The sequence below is a fragment of the Scandinavium sp. genome, assembly GCF_032012665.1.
Classification (GTDB): domain Bacteria; phylum Pseudomonadota; class Gammaproteobacteria; order Enterobacterales; family Enterobacteriaceae; genus Scandinavium.
Genome location: NZ_DALZVG010000007.1, coordinates 29,880 through 52,879, shown reverse-complemented (window position 1 = coordinate 52,879; position 23,000 = coordinate 29,880). Strand labels below are relative to the sequence as shown.

General features: G+C 56.1%; 24 protein-coding genes. 9 read left to right on the top strand and 15 right to left on the bottom strand.

Annotation, left to right across the window (positions count from 1 at the left end; translation table 11 throughout):
• The first annotated feature begins 156 nt into the window (after positions 1 to 156).
• Genes citC through RTU33_RS08265 form a run of 7 tightly spaced genes read left to right on the top strand, consistent with a single transcriptional unit; the run spans position 157 to position 6,850 of the window.
• Complete coding sequence (gene citC, locus RTU33_RS08295; RefSeq protein ID WP_312626575.1) at positions 157 to 1,215, top strand: [citrate (pro-3S)-lyase] ligase; 1,059 nt, start codon at positions 157 to 159, stop codon at positions 1,213 to 1,215.
• Positions 1,212 to 1,508, top strand: coding sequence for a citrate lyase acyl carrier protein (citD, locus tag RTU33_RS08290; RefSeq protein WP_312626573.1), 297 nt, complete (start codon positions 1,212 to 1,214; stop codon positions 1,506 to 1,508). Before citC ends, citD begins: the two co-directional genes overlap by 4 nt.
• Entirely contained in the window at positions 1,505 to 2,413 is a 909-nt protein-coding gene (locus RTU33_RS08285; protein WP_312626571.1) for an aldolase/citrate lyase family protein, read from the top strand. The genes citD and RTU33_RS08285 overlap by 4 nt, the downstream gene beginning before the upstream one ends.
• A gap of 9 nt (positions 2,414 to 2,422) precedes the next feature.
• A complete protein-coding gene (gene citF, locus RTU33_RS08280; protein ID WP_409438234.1) occupies positions 2,423 to 3,943 on the top strand; it encodes a citrate lyase subunit alpha in 1,521 nt (506 codons plus the stop codon).
• Between the two features lie 3 nt (positions 3,944 to 3,946).
• On the top strand, positions 3,947 to 4,498 hold the full coding sequence (gene citX, locus RTU33_RS08275; protein ID WP_312626569.1) for a citrate lyase holo-[acyl-carrier protein] synthase: 552 nt from the start codon (positions 3,947 to 3,949) through the stop codon (positions 4,496 to 4,498).
• The gene (gene citG, locus RTU33_RS08270; protein WP_409438242.1) at positions 4,473 to 5,354 is read left to right on the top strand and encodes a triphosphoribosyl-dephospho-CoA synthase CitG; all 882 of its coding nucleotides are present in this window, start codon (positions 4,473 to 4,475) and stop codon (positions 5,352 to 5,354) included. Before citX ends, citG begins: the two co-directional genes overlap by 26 nt.
• A gap of 32 nt (positions 5,355 to 5,386) precedes the next feature.
• Positions 5,387 to 6,850, top strand: a complete 1,464-nt coding sequence (locus RTU33_RS08265; RefSeq protein ID WP_312626564.1) for an anion permease — start codon at positions 5,387 to 5,389, stop codon at positions 6,848 to 6,850.
• A gap of 32 nt (positions 6,851 to 6,882) precedes the next feature.
• Here RTU33_RS08265 and cedA read toward each other — a convergent pair whose 3' ends face one another.
• From cedA to osmE, 8 genes are all read right to left on the bottom strand, one after another.
• Entirely contained in the window at positions 6,883 to 7,125 is a 243-nt protein-coding gene (gene cedA, locus RTU33_RS08260; RefSeq protein WP_312626562.1) for a cell division activator CedA, read from the bottom strand.
• 203 nt (positions 7,126 to 7,328) lie between these two features.
• Positions 7,329 to 8,087 carry a chitin disaccharide deacetylase gene (gene chbG, locus RTU33_RS08255; RefSeq protein WP_312626560.1) on the bottom strand — a complete coding sequence of 253 codons (759 nt, stop codon included), beginning with the start codon at positions 8,085 to 8,087 and terminating at the stop codon, positions 7,329 to 7,331.
• A gap of 12 nt (positions 8,088 to 8,099) precedes the next feature.
• Entirely contained in the window at positions 8,100 to 9,446 is a 1,347-nt protein-coding gene (locus RTU33_RS08250; protein ID WP_312626558.1) for a 6-phospho-beta-glucosidase, read from the bottom strand.
• 96 nt (positions 9,447 to 9,542) lie between these two features.
• Complete coding sequence (chbR, locus tag RTU33_RS08245; RefSeq protein ID WP_312626556.1) at positions 9,543 to 10,367, bottom strand: transcriptional regulator ChbR; 825 nt, start codon at positions 10,365 to 10,367, stop codon at positions 9,543 to 9,545.
• 30 nt (positions 10,368 to 10,397) lie between these two features.
• Complete coding sequence (gene chbA / locus RTU33_RS08240) at positions 10,398 to 10,748, bottom strand: PTS N,N'-diacetylchitobiose transporter subunit IIA (protein WP_312626554.1); 351 nt, start codon at positions 10,746 to 10,748, stop codon at positions 10,398 to 10,400.
• 55 nt (positions 10,749 to 10,803) lie between these two features.
• Complete coding sequence (gene chbC, locus RTU33_RS08235) at positions 10,804 to 12,162, bottom strand: PTS N,N'-diacetylchitobiose transporter subunit IIC (protein ID WP_312626552.1); 1,359 nt, start codon at positions 12,160 to 12,162, stop codon at positions 10,804 to 10,806.
• A 90-nt stretch (positions 12,163 to 12,252) separates the two neighbouring features.
• The gene (gene chbB / locus RTU33_RS08230; RefSeq protein WP_312626550.1) at positions 12,253 to 12,573 is read right to left on the bottom strand and encodes a PTS N,N'-diacetylchitobiose transporter subunit IIB; all 321 of its coding nucleotides are present in this window, start codon (positions 12,571 to 12,573) and stop codon (positions 12,253 to 12,255) included.
• A gap of 293 nt (positions 12,574 to 12,866) precedes the next feature.
• Positions 12,867 to 13,205 (bottom strand): osmotically-inducible lipoprotein OsmE, encoded by a 339-nt coding sequence (osmE, locus tag RTU33_RS08225; RefSeq protein ID WP_312626548.1) that lies wholly within the window; start codon positions 13,203 to 13,205, stop codon positions 12,867 to 12,869.
• 220 nt (positions 13,206 to 13,425) lie between these two features.
• Here osmE and nadE point away from each other — a divergent pair, with 220 nt between their 5' ends.
• Both nadE and cho read left to right on the top strand, forming a co-directional pair.
• Positions 13,426 to 14,253 (top strand): ammonia-dependent NAD(+) synthetase, encoded by an 828-nt coding sequence (nadE, locus tag RTU33_RS08220; RefSeq protein ID WP_312626547.1) that lies wholly within the window; start codon positions 13,426 to 13,428, stop codon positions 14,251 to 14,253.
• A gap of 152 nt (positions 14,254 to 14,405) precedes the next feature.
• Positions 14,406 to 15,278, top strand: a complete 873-nt coding sequence (gene cho / locus RTU33_RS08215; RefSeq protein WP_312626546.1) for an excinuclease Cho — start codon at positions 14,406 to 14,408, stop codon at positions 15,276 to 15,278.
• On the opposite strand, the gene ves is transcribed toward cho, so the two are convergent.
• The 7 genes from ves to RTU33_RS08180 all read right to left on the bottom strand — a co-directional run bounded on the left by ves (position 15,234) and on the right by RTU33_RS08180 (position 22,994).
• Positions 15,234 to 15,836 carry an environmental stress-induced protein Ves gene (gene ves, locus RTU33_RS08210; RefSeq protein WP_312626766.1) on the bottom strand — a complete coding sequence of 201 codons (603 nt, stop codon included), beginning with the start codon at positions 15,834 to 15,836 and terminating at the stop codon, positions 15,234 to 15,236. The two genes, cho and ves, sit on opposite strands and share 45 nt — an antisense overlap.
• 285 nt (positions 15,837 to 16,121) lie before the next feature.
• Entirely contained in the window at positions 16,122 to 16,607 is a 486-nt protein-coding gene (spy, locus tag RTU33_RS08205) for an ATP-independent periplasmic protein-refolding chaperone Spy (RefSeq protein WP_312626545.1), read from the bottom strand.
• Positions 16,608 to 16,971: 364 nt separating this feature from the next.
• Positions 16,972 to 17,934 carry a succinylglutamate desuccinylase gene (gene astE / locus RTU33_RS08200; protein WP_312626544.1) on the bottom strand — a complete coding sequence of 321 codons (963 nt, stop codon included), beginning with the start codon at positions 17,932 to 17,934 and terminating at the stop codon, positions 16,972 to 16,974.
• 11 nt (positions 17,935 to 17,945) lie between these two features.
• Complete coding sequence (gene astB / locus RTU33_RS08195) at positions 17,946 to 19,271, bottom strand: N-succinylarginine dihydrolase (RefSeq protein WP_312626543.1); 1,326 nt, start codon at positions 19,269 to 19,271, stop codon at positions 17,946 to 17,948.
• Positions 19,268 to 20,746 carry a succinylglutamate-semialdehyde dehydrogenase gene (gene astD, locus RTU33_RS08190; protein WP_312626542.1) on the bottom strand — a complete coding sequence of 493 codons (1,479 nt, stop codon included), beginning with the start codon at positions 20,744 to 20,746 and terminating at the stop codon, positions 19,268 to 19,270. Before astD ends, astB begins: the two co-directional genes overlap by 4 nt.
• On the bottom strand, positions 20,743 to 21,777 hold the full coding sequence (gene astA, locus RTU33_RS08185; protein WP_312626541.1) for an arginine N-succinyltransferase: 1,035 nt from the start codon (positions 21,775 to 21,777) through the stop codon (positions 20,743 to 20,745). Before astA ends, astD begins: the two co-directional genes overlap by 4 nt.
• Entirely contained in the window at positions 21,774 to 22,994 is a 1,221-nt protein-coding gene (locus RTU33_RS08180; RefSeq protein ID WP_312626540.1) for an aspartate aminotransferase family protein, read from the bottom strand. Before RTU33_RS08180 ends, astA begins: the two co-directional genes overlap by 4 nt.
• Positions 22,995 to 23,000 lie beyond the last annotated feature (6 nt).

Below are 23,000 nucleotides of genomic sequence, written 5' to 3'. Positions count from 1 at the left end.
AAACAGGTCAATAATTAAAATAAAAACAGCTCGTACTATCGTCGCATGAGTAAGGAATAACCCGTACTGAAGTCGCAAATGTTATTCATTTGCAAAGCATTATTATCAGTTTCGTTGCTACTTCGGCAGCGTAAAAAAAACAGGATGTTTTGATCCATGCAGGCCCAACCCGTATTTACGCAGGTCAAACGTGCGGAAAATAAAAAAATCGCCGCCGTGACGCAATTCCTGCGCGAAAACGACCTGAGCATAGATACCACGGTAGAGGTTTTTATTACCGTAACCCGCAATGAAACACTGATTGCCTGCGGCGGTATTGCCGGGAATATTATTAAATGTGTCGCCATCAGTGAATCAGCGCGCGGTGAAGGCCTGGCATTAAAGCTGGCCACCGAATTAATAAATCTGGCGTATGAAAAGCAGCGCACAAATTTATTCATTTACACCAAAAGCCATAACGAAGCCCTGTTTAAGCAATGCGGTTTTTATACGATCGCCAGCGTGCCCGGCGTGATGGTATTGATGGAAAACAGCGCCACGCGACTGCAACGCTATGCCAGCTACCTCACAACGCTCCGCCAGAGCGGCGAAAAAATTGGCTGTATCGTCATGAACGCCAATCCCTTTACGCGTGGACACCGATATCTGATTCAGACCGCAGCTGCGCAGTGCGACTGGCTGCACGTGTTTCTGGTGAAAGAGGACACCTCACGTTTTCCCTATGAGGACCGCCTGGCGCTGGTCCGTGCCGGAACAGCGGATATTCCGGGCATTACCGTCCACCGGGGGTCGGAATACATGATCTCACGCGCCACTTTCCCCTGCTATTTCATCAAAGAGCAGAGCGTGATTAACCACTGCTACACCGAAATTGACCTGCAAATATTTCGGCAACATCTCGCTCCGGCGCTGGGCATTACGCACCGCTTCGTCGGCACCGAGCCGTTCTGTACGGTCACCGCAGGTTACAACCACGATATGCGCCAGCGGCTTGCCGATCCGGCATGGGACTCACCGCCCATTCAGCTGATTGAAATCGAGCGCCTGCAGTACCAGGGCGCGGCGATTTCCGCCTCCTGGGTGCGTCGGCTGCTGGTGAAAAAAGATCTGGCGACCATCGCGCAGCTGGTCCCCGAGGCGACCTACAGCTATCTGCAACGGATGATCGCCGCGAATAAAGAATCCCTTTGCGCATCAATGACAGGTGAAAAATGAACGTTACCCAAGCAGCCGTCGCCGGCACCCTGGAGTCTGGCGATGTCATGATACGAATAGCCCCGCTCGACGGTCAGGAGATTGACCTGCAAATCAGCAGCAGCGTCGAGAAACAGTTTGGTGAGGCCATTCGCGCCACGCTCTATGAAATCCTCCACCGCCACGATGTTCGCGGCGTACAGCTGATCGTCGATGATAAAGGCGCGCTCGACTGCGTACTACGCGCTCGTCTGGAAACCCTGCTCGCCCGCGCCAGCGGGCTCAGCGCCCTGCCATGGGAGGATCGCCCATGACCTCGACTTCCGCCCAGCTGCGCAGATCCCGAACCCGACGCAGCATGCTGTTTGTTCCCGGTGCCAACGCTGCGATGGTCAGCAATAGCTTTATCTACGGCGCTGATGCGCTGATGTTCGACCTTGAGGACTCGGTCATTCTGCGTGAGAAAGATGCCGCACGCTGCCTGGTGTACCACGCCCTTCAGCACCCACTTTACCGGGAGCGTGAAACCATCGTGCGGGTCAACGCCCTGGATTCGGCGTACGGTCTGGCTGACCTCGAGGCCGTTGTTCGCGGCGGAGCCGACATTGTGCGTCTGCCGAAAACCGATACCGCGCAGGACGTGAAGGATATTGAAAGCGAAATCGCCCGCATTGAGGAACAGTGCGGCCGCGAGTCCGGCAGCACAGGGCTGCTGGCGGCCATCGAATCGCCGCAAGGGATCACCGAAGCGGCCGCCATTGCCAACGCTTCGCCACGTCTGATCGGCATCGCGTTAGGCGCTGAAGACTACGTCAGGAATTTGCGCACAGAGCGTTCAGCGGATGGCGTAGAGCTGCTCTTCGCGCGCTGTGCCATTTTACAAGCCGCCCGTGCCGCCGGGATCCAGGCGTTCGATACCGTCTATTCCGACGCCAGCAACGATGCGGGGTTTCTCCACGAGGCCGCGCACATCAAACAGCTGGGCTTTGACGGTAAATCCCTGATCAACCCGCGCCAGATTGAACTGCTGCATAACCTCTATGCGCCTACGCAGAAAGAGATTAACCACGCACAGCAGGTTATTGAGGCCGCTGAAGCCTCTGCGCGCGAAGGGCGTGGCGTAGTGTCACTCAACGGGAAAATGGTGGACAGCCCGGTTATCGAACGTGCGCGTCTGGTGCTATCACGCGCTGCGCTCTCAGGCATTCGTCAAGAATAAGGATTAATCATGACTCAGATCTCCCGACAGGAACGGGTTGCCGCCTGGCGTCGCCACGCGGACGATATGACCCCGCTCTATGCCCCCGTCTCTAAGCTAAACCTGCAAACGCAAAAGCCCCGGAATCGCAAGCTTTGCGCCAGCCTTGAAGAGGCGATTCGCCGCTCCGGGCTGCAGGACGGCATGACCATTTCGTTTCACCACGCCTTTCGCAATGGCGATCTGACGCTGAACCAGGTCATGGACGCGATTGCCGCTCTGGGATTCAAAAACCTGACGCTGGCCTCCAGTTCACTCAGCGACTGCCATGCCCCGCTGGTCGAACACATCCGCAATCAGGTCATTACCCGGATTTATACTTCGGGCCTGCGCGGCCCGCTTGCCGAGGCAATCTCTCGCGGCCTGCTGGCTGAACCGGTGCAGATCCACTCCCACGGCGGGCGCGTTCATCTGGTCGAAAGCGGTGAGCTGAACGTTGACGTGGCCTTTCTTGGCGTGCCCTCCTGCGATCCCTTTGGCAACGCCAACGGTTTCACGGGCAAAGCCTGCTGCGGCTCACTGGGCTATGCCAAAGTCGATGCCGAAAACGCGCAGCAGGTAGTGCTACTCACCGAAACGCTGTTGCCCTACCCGCACACGCCCGCCAGCCTGCGCCAGGACCAGGTCGATCTGATCGTACAGGTTGAACAGGTCGGCGATGCGGACAAAATCGGTGCCGATGCCACCCGTATGACGTCCAATCCCCGCGAACTGCTGATTGCTCGCAGCGCCGCGGACGTGGTGGTTAACTCCGGCTTTTTCAACGATGGGTTCTCCCTGCAAACCGGCACGGGTGGTGCGTCACTCGCGGTCACCCGTTTTCTGGAAGATAAAATGCGCCAGCGCAACGTCCAGGCCGCGTTCGCGCTGGGCGGCATTACCTCCACCATGGTCGAACTGCACGAAAAAGGGCTGATCCACACGTTACTCGACGTGCAGAGCTTTGACCGGGCGGCCGCTGAGTCCCTCGCCCGCAATCCGAATCACATTGAAATCAGCGCTAACGAGTACGCCAACCGGGGTTCAAAAGGTGCCAGCGTTGACCGGCTGGATGTCGTTGTCCTCAGCGCACTTGAGATTGATACACAGTTCAACGTTAACGTGCTGACCGGCTCCGACGGCGTCCTGCGTGGCGCATCCGGGGGTCACTGCGATACGGCCGTCGCCGCAGCCGTCTCTATCATCGTTGCCCCGCTGGTACGCGGCCGTATCCCCACGCTGGTTGATCAGGTCACCACCTGCGTCACGCCGGGTTCGAGCGTGGATATCCTCGTCACCGATCATGGTATCGCCGTCAACCCCGCTCGCCCAGAGCTGGCCGAGCGCCTTAAGAATGCCGGACTGAAAGTGGTGTCCGTTGAGTGGCTGCGCGAGCGGGCTGACATTCTCACCGGAACACCGCAACCCATTGAATTTACCGATCGGATTATCGCCGTCGTGCGCTATCGCGATGGTTCGGTAATTGACGTCGTCCATCAGGTGAAGGAGTAAACCATGCCGCTCTATCTCAGCTGCGCGAGCAATCGTGTCATCGCGCTGCCCGAACTGCTTGCCAGCCGGGATGATCGTCAGGCACGCCAGCAGCAGTGGCAGAAAAAGTATCCCACATCACTGATTTCCTTTACCACCGTGGCGCCAGGCCCGGTCAAAGACAGCGAACTGTCGCGCCGTATTTTTAACCACGGTATCCGTTCACTTCGCCAGATGCTTGCCGCATCCGGCTGGGAAATTGTTCACCAGCGCTGCTACGAACTGGCGACGGGGGCAGAAGGATTGCTGGCCGTTGATGCCCCAGCGCTGGCGCTCAAGCGGGCCTGTATCACGCTGGAGCAGCATCACCCGCTGGGCAGGCTATGGGATATCGACGTCTTCACGCCGCAGGGAGAGCTGCTGTCCCGCCAGGCGCTTGCTCAGCCAGCCCGCCGCTGCCTGCTTTGCGAAAGGGATGCCCGCATTTGTGCAAGAGAGCGTTCCCATTCAATCGCGGAGTTGCTCAACCACATGGAGAGGCTGCTGCATGATGCCGAAAACGCACAGCAAAGCTGACTGCACGCTGGCAGAACGGGTCGCTGAACTGGCCTGGCGGGCAATGATCGCCGAAGTGGAACTTTCACCCAAGCCCGGCCTTGTGGATCGCCACAACAGCGGCGCGCACCAGGATATGACGCTGGAGGATTTTTATCTCAGTGCAAATGCCATTTATCCCTGGCTTGCCGATTTTGTGCGCTATGGCGCCACCAGCGCGGGGCTGGCTGAAACATCCGTTTTGTCCGGTTTGCGGCACATCGGCCTTGCCTGCGAAGCCGATATGTTTCGGGCAACGGGAGGGGTGAACACCCATAAGGGCAGCATTTTTTCGCTCGGACTGCTCTGTGCGGCAGTTGGACGCCTGCATGAGCATCGCCGTCGTCTCACGCCGGAAAGCATTTGTGCAACCGTGGCATCATTTTGCCATGGGCTTAGCGCCCGTGAATTGCAGCTCGGCAACCAGCAGAAAACCGCGGGCCAGCGTCTGTATCTGACGCTGGGCCTCACCGGGGCGCGAGGTCAGGCGGAAGCCGGTTATCCCCTGGTGCTTAAGCTCGCTTTGCCGCACGTGAGAATAATGCGTAACCGGCATCTTCCCACCGAGCGGATATGGCTCGACACGCTGCTGGTGCTGATGGCGCACAACGGCGACACCAACGTTGCTTCGCGAGGCGGTCTGCAAGGGCTGCTATGGCTGCAACACCAGGCCAGAGCCCTGCTGCATCGCGGTAGCGTCCGCCGGGATAAGGATATGCATGCCCTGCGTGAATTCGACCAACAGTGTATTGCCCGTAATCTGAGCCCCGGCGGCAGCGCCGACCTGCTGATTGTCACCCTCTTTTTAGATGAACTGTCCCGATTAGCGAAAAGATAACGCTATTAAAAATCCTTACAGGAGTTTCAGCTATGTCCGTTTCAAAAGAGAATATATGGAAATTGATAGCCCCTCTGCTGGTGATGGCCGTCATGCTCATTATCCCGGTTCCCGACGGCATGCCCCCGCAGGCATGGCATTTTTTTGCCGTGTTCGTGGCAATGATTGTCGGCATGATCCTCGAACCGATTCCGGCCACGGCGATAAGCTTTATTGCCATGACGATATGCGTTATCGGCAGTGATTATCTGCTCTTTGATGCCAAAGAGCTGGCCGACCCGGCGTTTAACGCGGGAAAAGAAGCGTTGAAATGGGGGCTGGCTGGCTTTTCCAGTACGACCGTCTGGCTGGTGTTTGGCGCCTTTATCTTCGCGCTGGGCTATGAAGTCACGGGCCTCGGCAAACGCATCGCTTTATTCATGGTTAAATTTATGGGGAAGCGTACGCTGACCCTCGGCTATGCGATTGTGATAATCGATATCCTGCTGGCACCGTTTACGCCTTCAAACACCGCCCGTACCGGCGGCACCGTTTTCCCGGTGATCAAAAACCTGCCCCCTTTATTCAGGTCTTTCCCCAACGATCCCTCTTCCCGCCGCATCGGTGGGTATCTGATGTGGATGATGGTAATCAGTACCAGCCTGAGCTCCTCAATGTTTGTCACGGGCGCGGCACCCAACGTGCTCGGCCTGGAGTTCGTCAATAAAATTGCCGGAATTCAGATAAGCTGGCTGACGTGGTTTCTGAGCTTTTTGCCCGTCGGCATTCTGCTGTTGATCGTTGCCCCCTGGCTCTCGTACGTGTTGTATAAGCCCGAAGTCACCCACAGTGAAGAGGTCTCCGGCTGGGCGGGCAATGCGCTTAAAGAGATGGGGGCCCTGTCGCGAAAAGAAATCACGCTCATTTGTCTTGTCCTGCTGAGCCTTGCGCTTTGGGTATTTGGCGGCGGCTTCATTGATGCCACGGCGGTTGGGCTGCTGGCCGTTTCCCTGATGCTGACGCTGCACGTAGTCCCGTGGAAAGAGATAACCCGTTACAACAGCGCCTGGAATACGCTGGTGAATCTTGCGACGCTGGTGGTCATGGCCAGCGGCCTGACCCGCTCCGGATTTATCGGCTGGTTTGCCGCAACGATGAGCACGCATCTGGAAGGCTTCTCCGCCAATACCACGGTTATCGTGCTGGTGCTGGTGTTCTATTTTGCCCATTACCTGTTTGCCAGCCTGTCCGCGCACACCGCCACGATGCTGCCGGTGATCCTGGCGGTAGGCAAAGGGATCCCTGGGGTGCCGATGGAGCATCTCTGTATTCTGCTGGTGCTGTCGATTGGGATTATGGGCTGTCTGACGCCTTACGCCACCGGTCCTGGCGTTATCATCTACGGCTGCGGCTATGTGAAGTCGAAGGACTACTGGCGGCTGGGAGCCATCTTTGGCGTGATTTACATCTCGCTGCTGCTGCTCGTCGGCTGGCCCATCCTTGCGCTGTGGAATTGATCTCTGTTGAAGCTTCCCCGTCGGGGAAGCTTTTACTCTTCTACTTCCCCTTCCTGTCGCATCTGCGCCGCCCAGCGCTGAGCCGACTCCGGCACGCTGAAGGCCTGTGAGCGCCGGAAGCAGTCCCCCATCAGCACGAAGGCCACGTATTTCCCACGCAACAGCCAGACGTCACGAAACCCCTCCACTTTGGAGGCGTGATCGGGCGGAGCCGGTTCGACGCGCGGCACGTAGCTGATAACAGGGCGGTTGTTTTGTTGACGCAGCGGTTTCATAAGCGGAAAAGCACCAGAACGAAAAACAGAGTCAGGAATCCCCTATGATAGCCGATTGCGGCAGCCAACGTCGCGCCCTGTGTGCGGTTGCCTGGGATAAACGGCGCGATGGCAAATAACGGGCAAAAAAATGCCGGGCATATTCACCCGGCCTAACCCCTAACACGGCGCCCGCAACGAAACCGGGCGCCAGGCGTGACATACTATACGTCGCGGTATGTGCCGAGACGGTAGCCTCGCTCTGCCACCGCGTATTTCAGCGACGGAGACGTGAGGACGTCCAGTTCAGTTAAACGCGGGTAGCAATAGGCGCTGCCCATAATAGTGTTATCGACGAAGGCCGGATGGCACATCACTTCCAGCGATGATTCGCCAGCCTGAGCGGAGGCTTCCAGCGTTTGCAGGAACAGCGCTTCGGTGATGGCCTCGCCGTAGAACTCGCTGGCAAAACCGTCGCTGCTGCGCACGCCCTGCTCGTCCAGACCGTGCAGCTTCTGCACCTGGCGATCAATACGCATCGCGACCCCTTTTGCTTTAGCAAACGCCGCCACAATCGGGAATATCTGCGGGATCATATGCACATGGTGGTGGCTGTCGAAATGGGTTGGTTCACAGCCGAACAGATCGACAAAGCGGTGATACTGACAGTCCAGCTCGCGGGCAATTTCATCCAGCGGCAGCGTGTCTTCTTCAGCCATTTGCCAGATCCACTTCCCGAGCTTGCCTTCACGCGTCAGGCCCGGCATAGCGGAAAGCGGCATGCCCAGCGTCAGCACAAAGTGCATTCCCACGGCCAGCTCCGGCAAACAGCGGCTCAGCTGAGCCGCGTGTTCGATAGCCGCGCCGTTGACCAGCGCGGTAGTAGAGGTGACCAGACCGTTTTTGCAGGCATCGACAATGCCGTAGTTCTGCCCTTTGCTCAGGCCGAAGTCATCGGCGTTGACGATTAGCACACGTTCCATCTGCAACTCCTTTTACTGCTTGAGGGTTTTCACCGTTTCGGCAAAGTTCGGCAACCACTTCTCGTGAGCAAGGATCATCTCGCGCGCCAGAATTTCCGCATCTTTGTCGGAATGAATCAGCGGGCTCAGATTCAGCGCCAGCAGCACGTCGTTGAATTCACCGCTCAGCGCCGCATGGCTTGCCGCCACTTCAAAGCCCTTAATGGTGTGGATAAGGCCCAGCACTTTATCATCGAAATGGGTCAGTCGCGGATGCGGCTTCGCCCCTTCGTGGCCCAGAATGCAGGTCATTTCTACCGCCCAGTCCGCCGGAATATTGTCCACGTGGCCGTGGTGCGGCACGTTAACGTAATGCTCGGTCTGTTTGTTATTGTAGATAGCGTTAATCACTTCACACGCCGCGTCTGAGTAGTATGCTCCGCCGCGCTGCTCCAGCTCCTTCGGCTTGATGTTCAGGTTCGGGTCTTTGTAGAGGTCGAACAGCTGCTTCTCAACCTTCTGCACCACCTGCGCACGCGCGCCGCCTTTGTAGTATTCCCCCATTTCAATCGCCAGCATCTCTTTCTGCTTGAAGTAGTACAGCAGATAAGAGCACGGCAGCAGATTCAGGGAGCGAATCAGCCCTTCGCTGAACGGCATATCGAAGATGTTCTTCACGGTGTTGGCGGTGAGCTTGCCGGAGGCAACGCCGTCCAGCAGCTCCGCAAAGCGGGATTCACCGTTCACGATCACGTCGCGGATGAACACCATATGGTTCAGGCCGAACAGATCGATGGACAGATCGTCACTTTCAGAGAGCTTCAGCACGTCGGTGATGAACATCTTCATGCCAACCGGAATGTTGCACACGCCGATAAAGCGCTTGAAGTTTGTGTGGCGATAAACCGCTTCGGTCACCATCCCTGCCGGGTTGGTGAAGTTAATCACCCACGCATCCGGGCAAATCTCCTCCACGTCTTTAATAATGTCGAAAACCACCGGAATGGTGCGCAGCCCTTTGAACAGGCCACCTGCACCGTTGGTTTCCTGGCCGAGATAGCCGTGGCTCAGCGGAATACGCTCATCTTTTTCACGCGCTTTCAGCTGGCCGACGCGCAGCTGGGTGGTGACAAAATTCGCACCTTTCAGCGCTTCACGGCGGTTGAGGGTTTTGTGTACCGTCATTGGCACACCGGCTTTTTGCACCATGCGTTCGCACAGAGCGTGGATAATATCGAGCTTCTCTTGCCCTTCTTCCACATCAACCAGCCACAGCTCGGTAACCGGCAGCTCGTGATAGCGCTTGATAAATCCTTCGAGTAATTCCGGGGTATAGCTGCTGCCGCCGCCGATAGTCACAACTTTTAATTTCTGGCTCATAACTTTCTCCCTCGTGATCCGCGCCCGGAATGTGGAAAACCCTCCACGAAAGCGGATAGCTAAACGAATTCGGTGCGCGCGGCAAACCGCGCGGCGTTAATTAATCACGGTGAGCTGTTTACGATACTGGCTTGGCGTGAATGAGGTCAGCTTTTTAAAGGTCTTAATAAACAGACTTGGGCTGCTGTAACCTGATTCATAGGCAATATCGGTCACCGAATAATTGGTTATTTCCAGCTGCTTCATGGCGAAATTGATGCGGATATCATTAATGATCTGCATTGGCGTTTTGCTGTAATAGCGCTGAGTTGCCCGGGTCAGGTATTCCTGGGATTTTCCGGATAACGCCACCATATTTTCCAGCGCGCCTTCGCCAAATTTATGTTTATCGTGCATCTCTTCCACGGTGATTTTTAACCACTGAGGAATGACGTCCTGCGTCTGCTCTTCGCGGAAATGGCGCAGGCGGTTAATCACATAAAAAGAGACAACTTCAATAAACTCATCAAATTCACTTTCGCGGAAATTGAGCGAGGCAATAACCGATTCTATATAGCTGAGAAAGGTACTTTTTACCGAATAGACCTGAGAGGCAACCAGAAAGCCCGGCAGCAGCGGCTGATAATGCTCTTCAAAGAAGCGCTTGCTGATGCCGACGTTCAGTATGCGGGTCGCGCCGAACTCATAAAAGCTCTGGTGGTGCGACCCCATCGGAATGAAGACGAAATCTCCGCGCTCCAGCATCACCCGTTTGCCATTGATCTCCTGATAATAGCGCCCGGTCAATACGAGGGTGTACTCGTAGTAGTCGTGCTGGTGCAGTCCACTGATGCTTTCGGTTTTGTTGTAGATGAAGACATGGAAGTTTTTCCCGTTAAAAAGCTGTTGTTCCAGCGCGGTACTGATTTCCAGGGTCGTCATCTTCGGTTGCCTCATCGTGATATCTGCCCGTTATTGTACCTTCTCGTGAAGCTCAATCAATTCAGCGACCAGCTCGCGAGCGAGCATTGAGGTCATAAGGTGATCCTGCGCATGAACCAGCACCAGGCTGACCTTCATTTTGCCTTCGCCTTCATCGCTTTCGATAAGCTGAGTCTGCACGCGATGTGCTTCACTCAGCGCTATGCGGGATTGCTCCATGGTGGCTTTTGCGGTGGCGAAATCCCCCTGTTTGGCCTGCTTTAGTGCGGTATAAGCAAGGCTACGCGCCTGCCCGGAGTTGATAATCAGCCCCATCACCACTTCTTCGAGGTCGCTCTCCTTAACCTCTGTTTCTGCCACGATATGATCCAAATCGAACATACTTTCTCCCTCATTACGTCTGGCGGTACAGGGCATAACCCCGTACCGCGTTACATCAGAATTTCAGTGCGTTAGCGATATCTTCTTCGCTCTCTTCTTCGTCAATGACGGCCTGTGCTTTGTTTGACACCACCACGAATGGCAGGTAGACCAGCACCGAGACACCGAGGTTGAAGAGCGCCAGCAGCAGTGCGGCAACGCTTCCGTTAGTGTTAAAGAATGCACCCAGGCCGGTTGGCATCGTCCACGGTGCCAGATTGGTGATTGGTGGGATAAGTCCCAGGCCGTAGGCAGACATGGTAATCGCGGCCAGCAGCGGCTGAATCAGCACGAACGGGATGAACATGACCGGGTTCATGATGATCGGCAGACCGAACAGAATCGGTTCGTTAATCTGGAAAATGCCTGATGGCAGCGCCAGCTTCGCAACCTGACGATGGTCAGCGCGACGTGAAGCGATAAAGATAGCGATAATCAGACCCAGCGTTGCACCCGTACCGCCGAGGAAGATATAGGAATCCAGCATCGGCTTCGCCCACATGTGGAAGGACTTGCCTGCCGCCAGCGCCGCTTCTACGGAGCCGTATTGCTGATAAATCTGGATGTTTTCCAGCGCCCACGGGGTCATGATGCCGTTATCCAGAGCGGTAAGCGCCAGAGAGCCATGTACGCCGAAGAACCACAGCAGCGAAGTGAAGATGACGTACGCCCAGCCCACAACGGTCCCCATCGACGCCAGCGGCGTAGAAATGGAATCCATGATGATCTGGTGGAAATTGGTCTGCCAGTGGGTCAGCGCCCAGGCAATCACGCCAAAGATGGAGAGGATAATGAAGCCCGGAATGACCGCAGAGAACGAGCGGGACACGGAGCCCGGTACGCTTGCAGGCAGCTTAATTACCCAGTTACGGCGAACGATAAAGGTAAACATCTCCGCGACCACGAGGCCGATAACAATACCGGAAATGATGTTTGCCCCACCCAGCCAGTTGGCCCCGACCGCATAGGCTTCACCTACGCTGTACGGCGTCACCGTCATAAAGGCCGCAACGGACAGCAGCCCGGCAGCAAAAGGATCGACTTTACGTTCTTCAGCCAGCGCCATACCAATGAAAAAAGGCGCCATCAGCGACATAATGCCCAACGTACCGTTGTACACGTTGCCGCCGATGGCTTTAAAACCATTCAGGGTCTCAATGGTGGAGGCGTCTAACCGAATGCCCATCGAATAGAAAAACGAACCTTCGCCAAAACTTAAAAACACGTTGTTAATAAGAACAAACATGGCCCCTGCGAGGGTCAACGGCATTAATTTAATAAAGCCGTTTTTAATCGCATTGACGTGTGGCTGCTTTCCTATTTTGACAGCAAAAGGAAGGAGTACCTTTTCAAGAGAGCTAATAACTTTACTCATAGAAAATACCCTTAAAGGCCGTCATCCAGCGATGACGGCGATTGTGTGTGAAATAACTCTTTGACGGGAAAATTAAATCAAATAAAAAAATTATTGCGCTGCAGCTTTCTTAATTGCGGCGACAGCGGCTTTAAGCACACCTAAACCATCTACTTTGCCGTACAAAATAGAATCGATCACTTCCACTGGCTTATTTGGCAGCAGACGTTGAATTTCTGGCAACATATAGGCAATTTGTGGGCCCAGTAATACGACATCGGCCGCTTCACCTTTTTCACCGGCGAGGGTTTCGGGGAAAGCTTCAATCACTACCGGCACTTCGTATTTCTCAGCCTGCGCGCGCATTTTGGACACCAGCAGAGAGGTGGACATGCCTGCAGAACAGAACAGATAGATATGTTTCTTTTCCATACTCGCTTCCTCAATTTGCATTTTCTGACCGTCACGTGAGGCATCCGGCTCTCAACGCGACGACATAATGATGGTAACGAATTGTTACTTTGTGTTTATGAGGTGAGTATACGGCATCAAACTGGCGCAGGATAATTCCTGGCAAACCTGAATTGTCTCTCATTGACCTCCGGTTATGACTACCCTCACATTTTGGCCAAATAATTCGCGCAATTAAATAAGCACATTCAGGCAGTAAAAAGCCCGACCAAAAGGCCGGGCTTGCGCAGAACTCAGCAGATTATGGGAGTTGGTTACTTGGCAGCCTGTGGGTCGGTATCGTACTCATCACAGGACTGATAGCCGGAATTCATCACGTGCCCGGTGTTATCAAGGGCAACGAAGTAGGTCTCAGTTTTACCATCGCGTTGACCCAGGATATAAGTCTGACAAGTCCCCTTCGCATGAATCATCGTAATTTCGGATGATGGCTTACCGGCAATCTGCATAACCTGGTCTCGGCTCATGCCTTTTTTCACGTCTTTGACCACCGGCTGGGTGAACTGGTCTTTGGTACGATCGTAAGCGGTACAACCCGCCAACATAGTCAGTACTGCTGCTGCACCTAAAATTCCCGCTACGTTCTTGTTCATATTCCGTCCTCTTTTTTATCAGTGTGTTATAAGCCTGGAATAAAGAGTGATATTTTTCAACCCAAGGGCAAAGATGGCATAACTTTAGGAAAATTCTATTGAAATTACGATTTACTGCTGAATCGCGCTATTTTGCGGCACTCAAAACTGTGATCCTTGTCGTTTTCCCGGCAAAGAGGTAGCTTTAGCGAAGACACGACAACTTTTCGGGGAGGGGTAAATGGCTCTGCAACAAGAGATTATTGCTGCACTCGGCGCGAAGCCGCAGGTCAACAGCGAAGAAGAGATCCGCCGCAGCGTGGATTTTCTCAAATCGTATCTCACGACTTATCCATTCATAAAATCACTGGTACTCGGCATCAGCGGCGGCCAGGACTCTACGTTGACCGGCAAACTCTGCCAGATGGCCATCAGCGAACTGCGCGAAGAGAACGGTGACGCGAACCTGCAATTTATTGCCGTGCGCCTGCCCTATGGCGTGCAGGCAGATGAGCAGGATTGCCAGGATGCCATTGAGTTTATCCAGCCGGATCGCGTGCTGACGGTCAATATTAAGGGCGCCGTACTGGCAAGCGAACAGGCTCTGCGCGAAGCAGGCATTGAGCTGAGCGATTTTGTCCGTGGTAACGAGAAAGCGCGCGAGCGCATGAAGGCACAGTACAGCATTGCAGGAATGACCAAAGGTGTGGTGGTCGGCACCGATCATGCCGCAGAGGCCATCACCGGGTTCTTCACCAAATACGGCGACGGCGGCACCGACATCAATCCGATTTTCCGTCTCAACAAGCGCCAGGGCAAACAGCTGTTAGCCGCGCTCGGCTGCCCGGAGCATCTGTATAAGAAAGCCCCGACAGCGGATCTCGAAGACGATCGCCCTTCTCTGCCTGACGAAGCCGCACTCGGCGTGACCTATAACAACATCGACGATTATCTTGAAGGCAAGCAGGTTGATCCCGGCATCGCCAACATCATCGAAGGCTGGTACCTGAAGACAGAACACAAGCGTCGCCCGCCGATCACGGTATTTGACACGTTCTGGAAGCGCTGAGCCAGCCAATCATTGCCGGGTGGCGACTAACGTCTTACCCGGCCGACTAAATTTACCTGTTAGCCGGGCAAGTGAAGCACCGCCCGGCAATTCTCTTTTCTGCATCGTTCTTCATTGCTACACTGTATGCATAAACAGCATCAGGAGAGAATGTGGCCCGGCGTCAATTCGCCCCGCGTCTGGAATTTGAAGCGGCGGCAATTTATGAATATCCCGAACATCTGCGCCCGTCGCTGGAAGCCCTGCCTTCTCTGCCCGGGGTTTACATTTTCCATGGCGAAAGCGACACGCTGCCGCTTTATATTGGGAAAAGCGTCAATCTGCGCAGCCGTATCCTGTCACACATGCGCACGCCCGATGAAGCCGCCCTGCTGCGCCAGTCACGGCACATCACCTGGATCCGCACCGCCGGGGAAATCGGTGCATTGCTGCTTGAAGCCCGACTCATCAAAGAGCGGCAGCCGCTATTCAACAAGCGCCTGCGACGCAACCGTCAGCTCTGTTCTCTGCTATTGAAAGATGCACAGCCCCAGGTGGTGTACGCCAAAGAGATTGATTTTGCACACCAGCCCGGCCTGTATGGCCTTTTTGCCAACCGGCGCGCAGCGCTTCAGGCATTGCAGGCCATCGCCGATGAACACCAGCTGTGTTATGGCATTTTGGGGCTTGAAGCGGTCACGCGGGGCCGCGGCTGTTTTCGCTCGGCGTTAAAACGCTGTGCAGGAGCCTGCTGTGGGAAAGAAAGCGTTGAGGCGCACCAGCAGCGGCTGCTGGCAGGACTGGCAAAACTTCAGCTGACCTGCTGGCCGTGGAAAGGTGCGATTGCGTTAAAGGAGAGCAGCGAAGGCATGACCGACTACCTGATCATCCACAACTGGCTGTGGCTGGGCTCGGTCAGCGCATTAGCCGATGCAGACACGCTGCGTCGCCTGCCTGCCGGGTTCGATCACGACGGCTACAAAATTCTCTGCAAGCCGCTGTTAGCCCGCGAGGCTGAAATTATCGACCTGGCTGACGCTATCTGACGGCCAGGTCGGGTTCAGGCTAATCGCACTGTAGAGAATTTTTCCTTCGTCTTTCAGCAGGCGTATCGTGTGCTGCTCGTCCTGCCAGAACGCCCCCTGGTCGGCGGTGAGCAGCTTATCGCCGAGCTGCCATGCTCCGCTCAGCACCAGCACCATGCCGCCGCGCGCGCCAAAGCTGGTGAATGTCCTGTCCGCCACGCGCACCTTTGCCTGACAGCGCTCACGGCGGGTCATGATATTCAGCTCCATTGACATCTGTCCTTCGGAAAGCTCGGCTCGCACCGTCTGCTCACCGGCAAATCCGAATGGCTGAAAGCGTTTCAGCGTATGGTGAAAGTCCTTCCCGCCGTCGAGCGTCACTTCACCGCCCTCCAGCAGCGTCATGACACGATCTACGCCTGGAAATGCAGAAAACTCGCCGTTGCCCGCAATAGAAGCAATGCTGGCACGCCATGTAAAATCGCGTGTGCCGGGTGGAAAACAGCACAGTTCGCGCGTTTCTCCTGCGCCATTTTTCCACAGACTGACCGGCATCTTGCGAATATCAAAGTATTCCATCATCACTCCTGAAGAACGACTCAGGCCGCGACGAAGGCAGCCCTGTTTATTGTCTTTTTTTGTTCACCACGGACGGAGTATCGGCACAGGACGGCCATTGCCTTAGCGGCTTTACGCAAGCATGAAGGTAAGATACTGATATTGCATAAAAAAGAATCAAATGGTGGCTGCTAAGGCAGCATACCGGGAATGCGGCAACAGGCAGACAAAGAAAAACCGCCGGTTCTGCCCACAGCCTGAGCGGCGTATGGGCAGGACCGGCGGTCTTAAGACTGTGCGACCGAATTATTCAGCAGCGGGGGCCATTTTACCTTCCGGTGCGTGACGTTCTGTCAGACGCTTCTCAAAATTGGCATTAAACTGCTTTTTCTGTTCCGGGGTCAGAATGTTGTAAATCTTGTTCTGCGTTTCCATGCGGGAAACGGCCATCTCTTTGTGCTGCGCTTCCATTTTGCTCACCATCTCTTCGGCTTTCGCTTTATCGAAGGTGTCGCTGGCAATCAGGCTATGCATGGCGCGACGTTCGTCGAGGGACGGACGCTGCATTTTGCCGCGCTGCTCTTTCATGATGTCACGGATTTGCTGCTTCTGCGCATCGGTCAGGTTCAGGCCTTTGAACATCATGTCATGATGCATGCCCGGCTTACCTTTGTGATGCATCATTGGTGCAGCGTCTGTGGTGCCCGTTACCGAGGTTTCAACCGCGTGAGCCAGGCCGGTTGCGCCCAGAGCCAGGGTAGAGGCAAGAATCAGAGTAGTCAGCTTTTTCATCGTATATTCCTTACTTTCAGTTATTTTTTACGGCAATGTTTACAACAAGATTTTTACTGCACATCGCCGTGTTGACGTGATTAACTTTACGGGGTTCAACGTCAATTAGTCAGAGCAAGCGTAAAACAATGAAAGTACAAAAACGCTGTTTTAACCAATTATGAAGAAAATAAGGAAAAATGATGGAGAGTTGCGAGGAATAATAACTAATAGACTGTTATTAAAGAGATTATGAAGAAGTTTAGCGCAGTCCTGATTAATTAAAAAGCGGTTTATAAGAATAGTCCGCAATTGTTCGTAAAAACATTTTTGGTTCAGCAATGATAAAACGGCGCAGATTGTGTTCCACGCCCTTTATTAAACACTAATTCTTTTCACGAACCAGCATCAGACCCGCCCGCAGGCCTGGCGCAACGTTGGGATTAGGGAACAGCACATATTCCGTTTCGTACTTCACCTGCCAACGCATGTCCCCCTCCTCCGCCAACAGAGTACCTTCACTAAACGGCGTAAAGTTCAGCGTGTCATTGGACATATGCAGCACAAAGCGGTCGTCGTGCCGGGTGATTTGTTGCGCCACCCTGTACTTCTGCGGCAAAGGTGCCGAAGCGATATCACCGCCAAGCAGCCGCGCCATCGCCCGCTGCGTCGTGGAGAACTGGTTTAAATCGTTCTGACCAAACGGCAGCGCTTTACCGAGTTCCAGCGTGCAGGCGAGCGCGCTGAAACGCTCGGTGCTGTAATGCGTAAACGTTCCGCCAGGGCTTTGATGAAACACCAGCGCCTCGAGCCCCGCCGCGCCAAGCCAGTGCAGAAATGCCTCGTCCCAGGGTTCTTTGCGCAGCGGCAGCACGCCAAACCGAACGTGGTGCGACCCGCGAATGGCAGTATGCAGATCGAGATGCCAGCGCTCGCTGTCCAGCGGCTGCCAGAACTGTGACAGCGCGTGCTCCAGCCGCGCCGCCCGCGCCGTTTCCAGCGACGGGACAAACTCATGCCAGCGTCCGCCAAACATCCGGTTCAGATCGCTGTGCAGATAGCGCTTATTCTCTGCCAGAGCGGGAGGATTGCCGAGCACCACCAGCAGGCGCCAGCTTAGCGTGATGGTGCCAGCAAACAGGGCCTTCAGCAGCGCATCCAGCATTTCAACCGGGGCCGTTTCGTTGCCATGAATGCCCGCAGAGAGCACCATTGCACGGGCGCTGGAGACAAACGGCGTCAGCTCCAGCAGGCCAGTGTCATGCCACTGCCAGTGAAACAGCTCCGTTTCTCCGCGCGTCTGCGTCGGTTGTTCGCCGGCCAGAGTCAGCGCCAGAAAGTCCATCATTACGCCTCCTTTTATTGCTGGAACGGATAAACCGAGCCCAGCCCCAGAATTTGCGTCAGCTGATCCAGTGCCTCGCGCCCTTCGCGCAGCAGCTGCGGATCGGCTAAATCGGCCTGCGTCAGGCGATCGCGATAATAGCGGTCAACCCAGGTATTCAGGGTATCGAACAGGCGATCGTTCATCAGAACCGACGGGTTAACCGCCTGCATCTCCGCTTCATTAAGCACGACACGCAGGCGCAGGCACGCCGGGCCGCCGCCGTTGGCCATGCTTTCACGCAGGTCGAACACCTTCAGCTCGTTAATCGGGTTATCCTGCACCAGCATATCGTTAAGATAAGACCAGACCCCCTGATGCTCCTGGGACTCTTTTGGCAGCACCAGCATCATGCTGCCGTCGGGTTTGCTCAGCAGCTGGCTGTTGAACAGGTACGTCGCCACCGCGTCATTGACTGACACGCGCGAGGTGGGCACTTCGATCGGCGTGAAGCCCGGTACGCGCTCAGCCAGCTGTGCCAGAAGCTGCGGCTGATTGAGGAATGCCTGCTCATGGCAGAACAGCACCTGGCGGTTGCTGACGGCGATCACGTCATTATGAAACACGCCCTGGTCAATCACCGACGGGTTTTGCTGAGCGAATACAACCTGCTGCGGATTGACCTGATTGAGCCGCGCCACGGCCTGACTCGCCTCCAGCGTCTGGCGTGCCGGGTAGCGCAGAGGCTGATGATGGCCGTTCTCTTCCCGACCATAGACGAAAAGCTGCAGGCCGGGCTGGCCGTACTCACCGCCGAGGCGGTTATGGTTCGCCGCCCCTTCATCACCGAACATCGCCACCTGCGGCAGCGCACCATGAACGGCAAAGGCCTGCTCATTGCTGAAAATCGCCCTCAGCACCGCCTCAGTGGTCGGCGCTTCGCTGGCGCGATGGAATTTGTTATTGAGGTTGGCCACCGTCAGGTGCACTTTTCCGTCGAGCGCGTCTGCGGAAGGGCAAACCGTGGCGGCATTCGCCACCCACATTGAGGAAGCCGAACTGACGGAAGAAAGCAGCTGCGGCGCCAGCGCGGCGGCCTTTGCAATCACCTGCTCGTCGCTGCCGCTGAAGCCCAGCTGGCGCAGCAATGACACATTAGGGCGCTCCTGCGGAGGCAGAACCGCCTGTTTATAGCCGAGATCCGCCAGCGCTTTCATCTTCAGCAGCCCCTGCTTCGCGGCAAGCTGCGGATTAGAGACGCGAAAACGATGCTTCGTTGACGCCTCATTGCCAAATGACAGCCCGGCATAGTGGTGCGTCAGCCCCGGCAGGCCATCGAAGTTCACTTCCCAGGCCTTCATGATGTCACCTCAGCGGAAAAATCGAGGCCAGGATTCAGCGTGCCCGGCAACACTAGCGCAGGAGACTCAAGGCTTGCCATCGGCCACGCACAGTAATCCGCGGCATACCATGCCCCCGGACGGTGATTGCCCGAAGCGCCCACGCCACCAAACGGCGCGGTACTTGCGGCACCCGTCAACGGCTTGTTCCAGTTGACGATTCCGGCCCGGGCTTCCAGCAGCAGCTGGTCGAATTTTTCACGTTCAGCGGAGACCAGCCCACAGGAAAGGCCATAGCGGGTGTTATTGGCAAGCTGGATGGCCTCATCAAATTCGTCGTAGCGCCACACGCACAGCAGCGGACCGAACACTTCTTCATCCGGCACGTTCTGCACCTGCGTCATGTCGATAATCCCTGGCGTCACAAGCGACGTGCCTGGCTCCAGCAGACGAGGCTCCAGTAGCGTCACGCCGCCGTTAGCCACGTGTTGCAGCCATGCGGTACGAACGTTTTGTGCAGCCTGTTCGGAAATCAGCCCACCGATAAACGGCTGTGGTTCCGCATTCCAGCTGCCCGGAATAATACGACGGGTCACGTCGACAAGGCGTTTGAGGAAGGCGTCGCCCGCTTCACCGCGTTTTACCAGCAGACGGCGTGCGCAGGTGCAACGCTGCCCGGCGGTAATGAACGCAGACTGCACAGCGACGTGAACAGCGGCGTCAAGATCCTGCGGCTCATCGATAATCAGCGGGTTGTTGCCGCCCATTTCAAGCGCAAGAATTTTCTGCGGCTGCCCGGCCAGCTGGCGGTGCAGCGTGAAGCCGGTGTTTGAGCTGCCGGTGAACAGCAGGCCATCGAGATCGGCCTGTGAGCTCAGGGCTTCCCCCACAGCACGACCGCCCTGAATCAGGTTCAGTACGCCCGCCGGTAATCCCGCCTTCTCCCATAGCTTCACGACCGCTTCGCCGCTCATCGGCGTCAGTTCGCTCGGTTTGAAAACGACGGTATTGCCCGCCAGCAGCGCAGGGACGATATGTCCGTTCGGCAAATGGCCGGGGAAGTTGTAGGGGCCGAATACCGCCAGCACGCCATGCGGACGGTGGCGCAGGGTTGCCGCGCCGTCAGGCATTGGCGTTGCCTGTTCGCCAGTGCGGCTATGATAGCCCTTCACCGAAATGGCAATTTTGTTCATCATCGCGCCGATTTCCGTCGCCGCCTCCCAGCGCGGTTTGCCGGTTTCGCGGGCGATGACTTCGGTCAACGCTGCTTTATGTTCTTCCAGCAGAGAAGCAAATTTTTCTGCAATTTGCTGACGAGCGCTGAACGGCAGTTTTGCCCATGCAGGGAATGCGGCACGGGCAGCCCGGACGGCCTCAGCGACCTGTTCAGCATCCGCATCATTTCCGCGCCACACCGCTTCGTGTGTGACCGGGTTGGCTTTGCTGCGTGCCTCTGCGCGCCCGGCGACCCAGTCGCCGTTGATCCATAGACTCATACTTTTTTCTCCTCAGGGCAAAGACGCACCAGCCGCACGCGGTCACCCGCATGACACTTCAGGGCATCCAGCTGTTTCGCGCTCAGTAACAGTTTGTCGGTGTGCGGATCGGCCTGCACCAGCATCGCGCGAAAGTGCTCATAGTTTTCGTTCGCCACCAGACAGGTTGGCAGCTCGCCCGGCGCGGGCTGACCTTCCCCCACTTCCACCAGACGGCTTTTACGGATGGCCCGGATGCGATCCACGTCGCATTCCAGCGTCGGACCGCCGTCGAAAATATCAACGTAGTTACGGTAGCGGAATCCTTCTTTCTCCAGCACCGCACGGGCGGGCGCGGTTTGCGGATGCACTTCGCCAATCACCGCACGCGCTTCCGGCGTCAGGAAATCGGTGTAGATCGGGTGCTTCGGCATCAGCTCAGCGATGAATGCTTTCTGCCCGGTGCCGCACAGGTAATCAGCGCGCGCAAACGGCATGGAGAAGAAGCGCTGGCCGAGGCTTTCCCAGAACGGGGAGTAGCCATGTTCATCGATAACGCCGCGCATCTCAGCGACAACTTTTTCGTTGAAGCGATCGCGGAACGCCGCCATAAACAGAAAACGGGATTTCGACAACAGATAGCCGTTACCCTCTTTACGCCAGTCCGGGTCAAGGAACAGCGTGCAAAGCTCGCTGCTTCCAGTGTGGTCATGAGTAAGGAATAGCGTCGGTAATGCGTTGTAAACGTTCAGCTCTTTTGAAGCGTGGACCAGCGTTCCCACGCGGTAGTTGTACCACGGGTCATGCAGGCCGACTGCAACTTCAATGGCGCAGATCCCGGCCACGCGCCCCTGTTCAGTATCCTCCAGCACGAACACATAACCCTGATCGCCCTTCTCCAGGCTGCCGCTCCAGGTATTAATAGAGCGCTCAATGCGGTCGGCAAGCGTTTTTTCATCCACGGGAAGCGACGTCAGGCCGCCGCCGGTTTTCCCTGCCAGAGCCAGCACGCCGGACAAATCCTCGCGTCCGACCGGGCGAATCACCATCATGATGTCACCCCGGCGACAAAGCGTTCACAGGTGCTGGCGAAGCGGTCAAGGCCGGTCTTCACCTCTTCTTCGCTGATGATAAGCGCTGGCGCAAAGCGCACGACGTTGGCCCCTGCAATCAGCACCATCAGGCCGTTTTCTGCGGCAAGCTGGCTAATTTGCTTCGCTTTCCCGGCATACTCAGCCTTCAGCACGCAGCCAATAAGCAGGCCCATGCCGCGAATATCGTCGAACAGAGCAAATTTCGCATTGATCGCCGTCAGGCGTTCAGTAAACCACTGATGGCGTTGCTTCACACCGTTCAGCACCTCATGGGTATTGATCATGCCGAATACCACACCCGCCACCGCACAGGCTAGTGGGTTGCCGCCGTAGGTGGTGCCGTGGGTGCCGACGGTCATAACGCGGGCGAACTCATCACGAGCCAGCAGCGCACCAATCGGGAAACCGCCGCCCAGCGCTTTTGCCGTTGAGAGCACGTCCGGGGTTACGCCGTAATGCATGTAGGCATAGAGCTCGCCGGTGCGGCCCACGCCGGTCTGAACTTCATCGAAAATCAGCACTGCATTGTGCTTATCGCACAGCGCACGCAGCTCTTGCAGAAACGCCGGAGTAGCCGGAACCACACCGCCTTCGCCCTGCACGGGCTCGACGATCACCGCGCAGGTGTCGTCATTAATCAGTGCGCGAGCCGAGTCGATATCGTTATAAATCGCGTGCTGGATCTGCGGCGGCAGCGGTGCAAAATCCTGGGAATAAGAAGGCTGACCGCCCGCACTCACGGTGAACAACGTCCGGCCATGGAAGGCATTTTTGAAGGCCACGATGCCGCTTTTCTGCGGGCCAAATTTGTCATGGGCATACTTGCGCGCCAGCTTCAGAGCAGCTTCGTTGGCTTCAGCACCGGAATTGCAGAAGAAAATTTTGTCGGCAAAGGTCGCATCGATAAGCTGCTTCGCAAGCTTCAGCACCGGCTCGTTGCTGTAGCCGTTGCCGGTATGCCAGAACTTGCCTGCCTGTTCGGTCAGCGCCTGCACCATCGCCGGGTGCGCATGCCCCAGCGCGTTCACCGCGATACCACCTGCAAAATCAATGTATTCTTTCCCCTGCTGATCCCACAGGCGAGAACCTTCCCCACGTACCGGAATAAAAGGCGCCGGGGCGTAAACCGGCATCATCCAATCGTCAAAATTTCCACGCGTCACTGACTGATTCATAGCAAC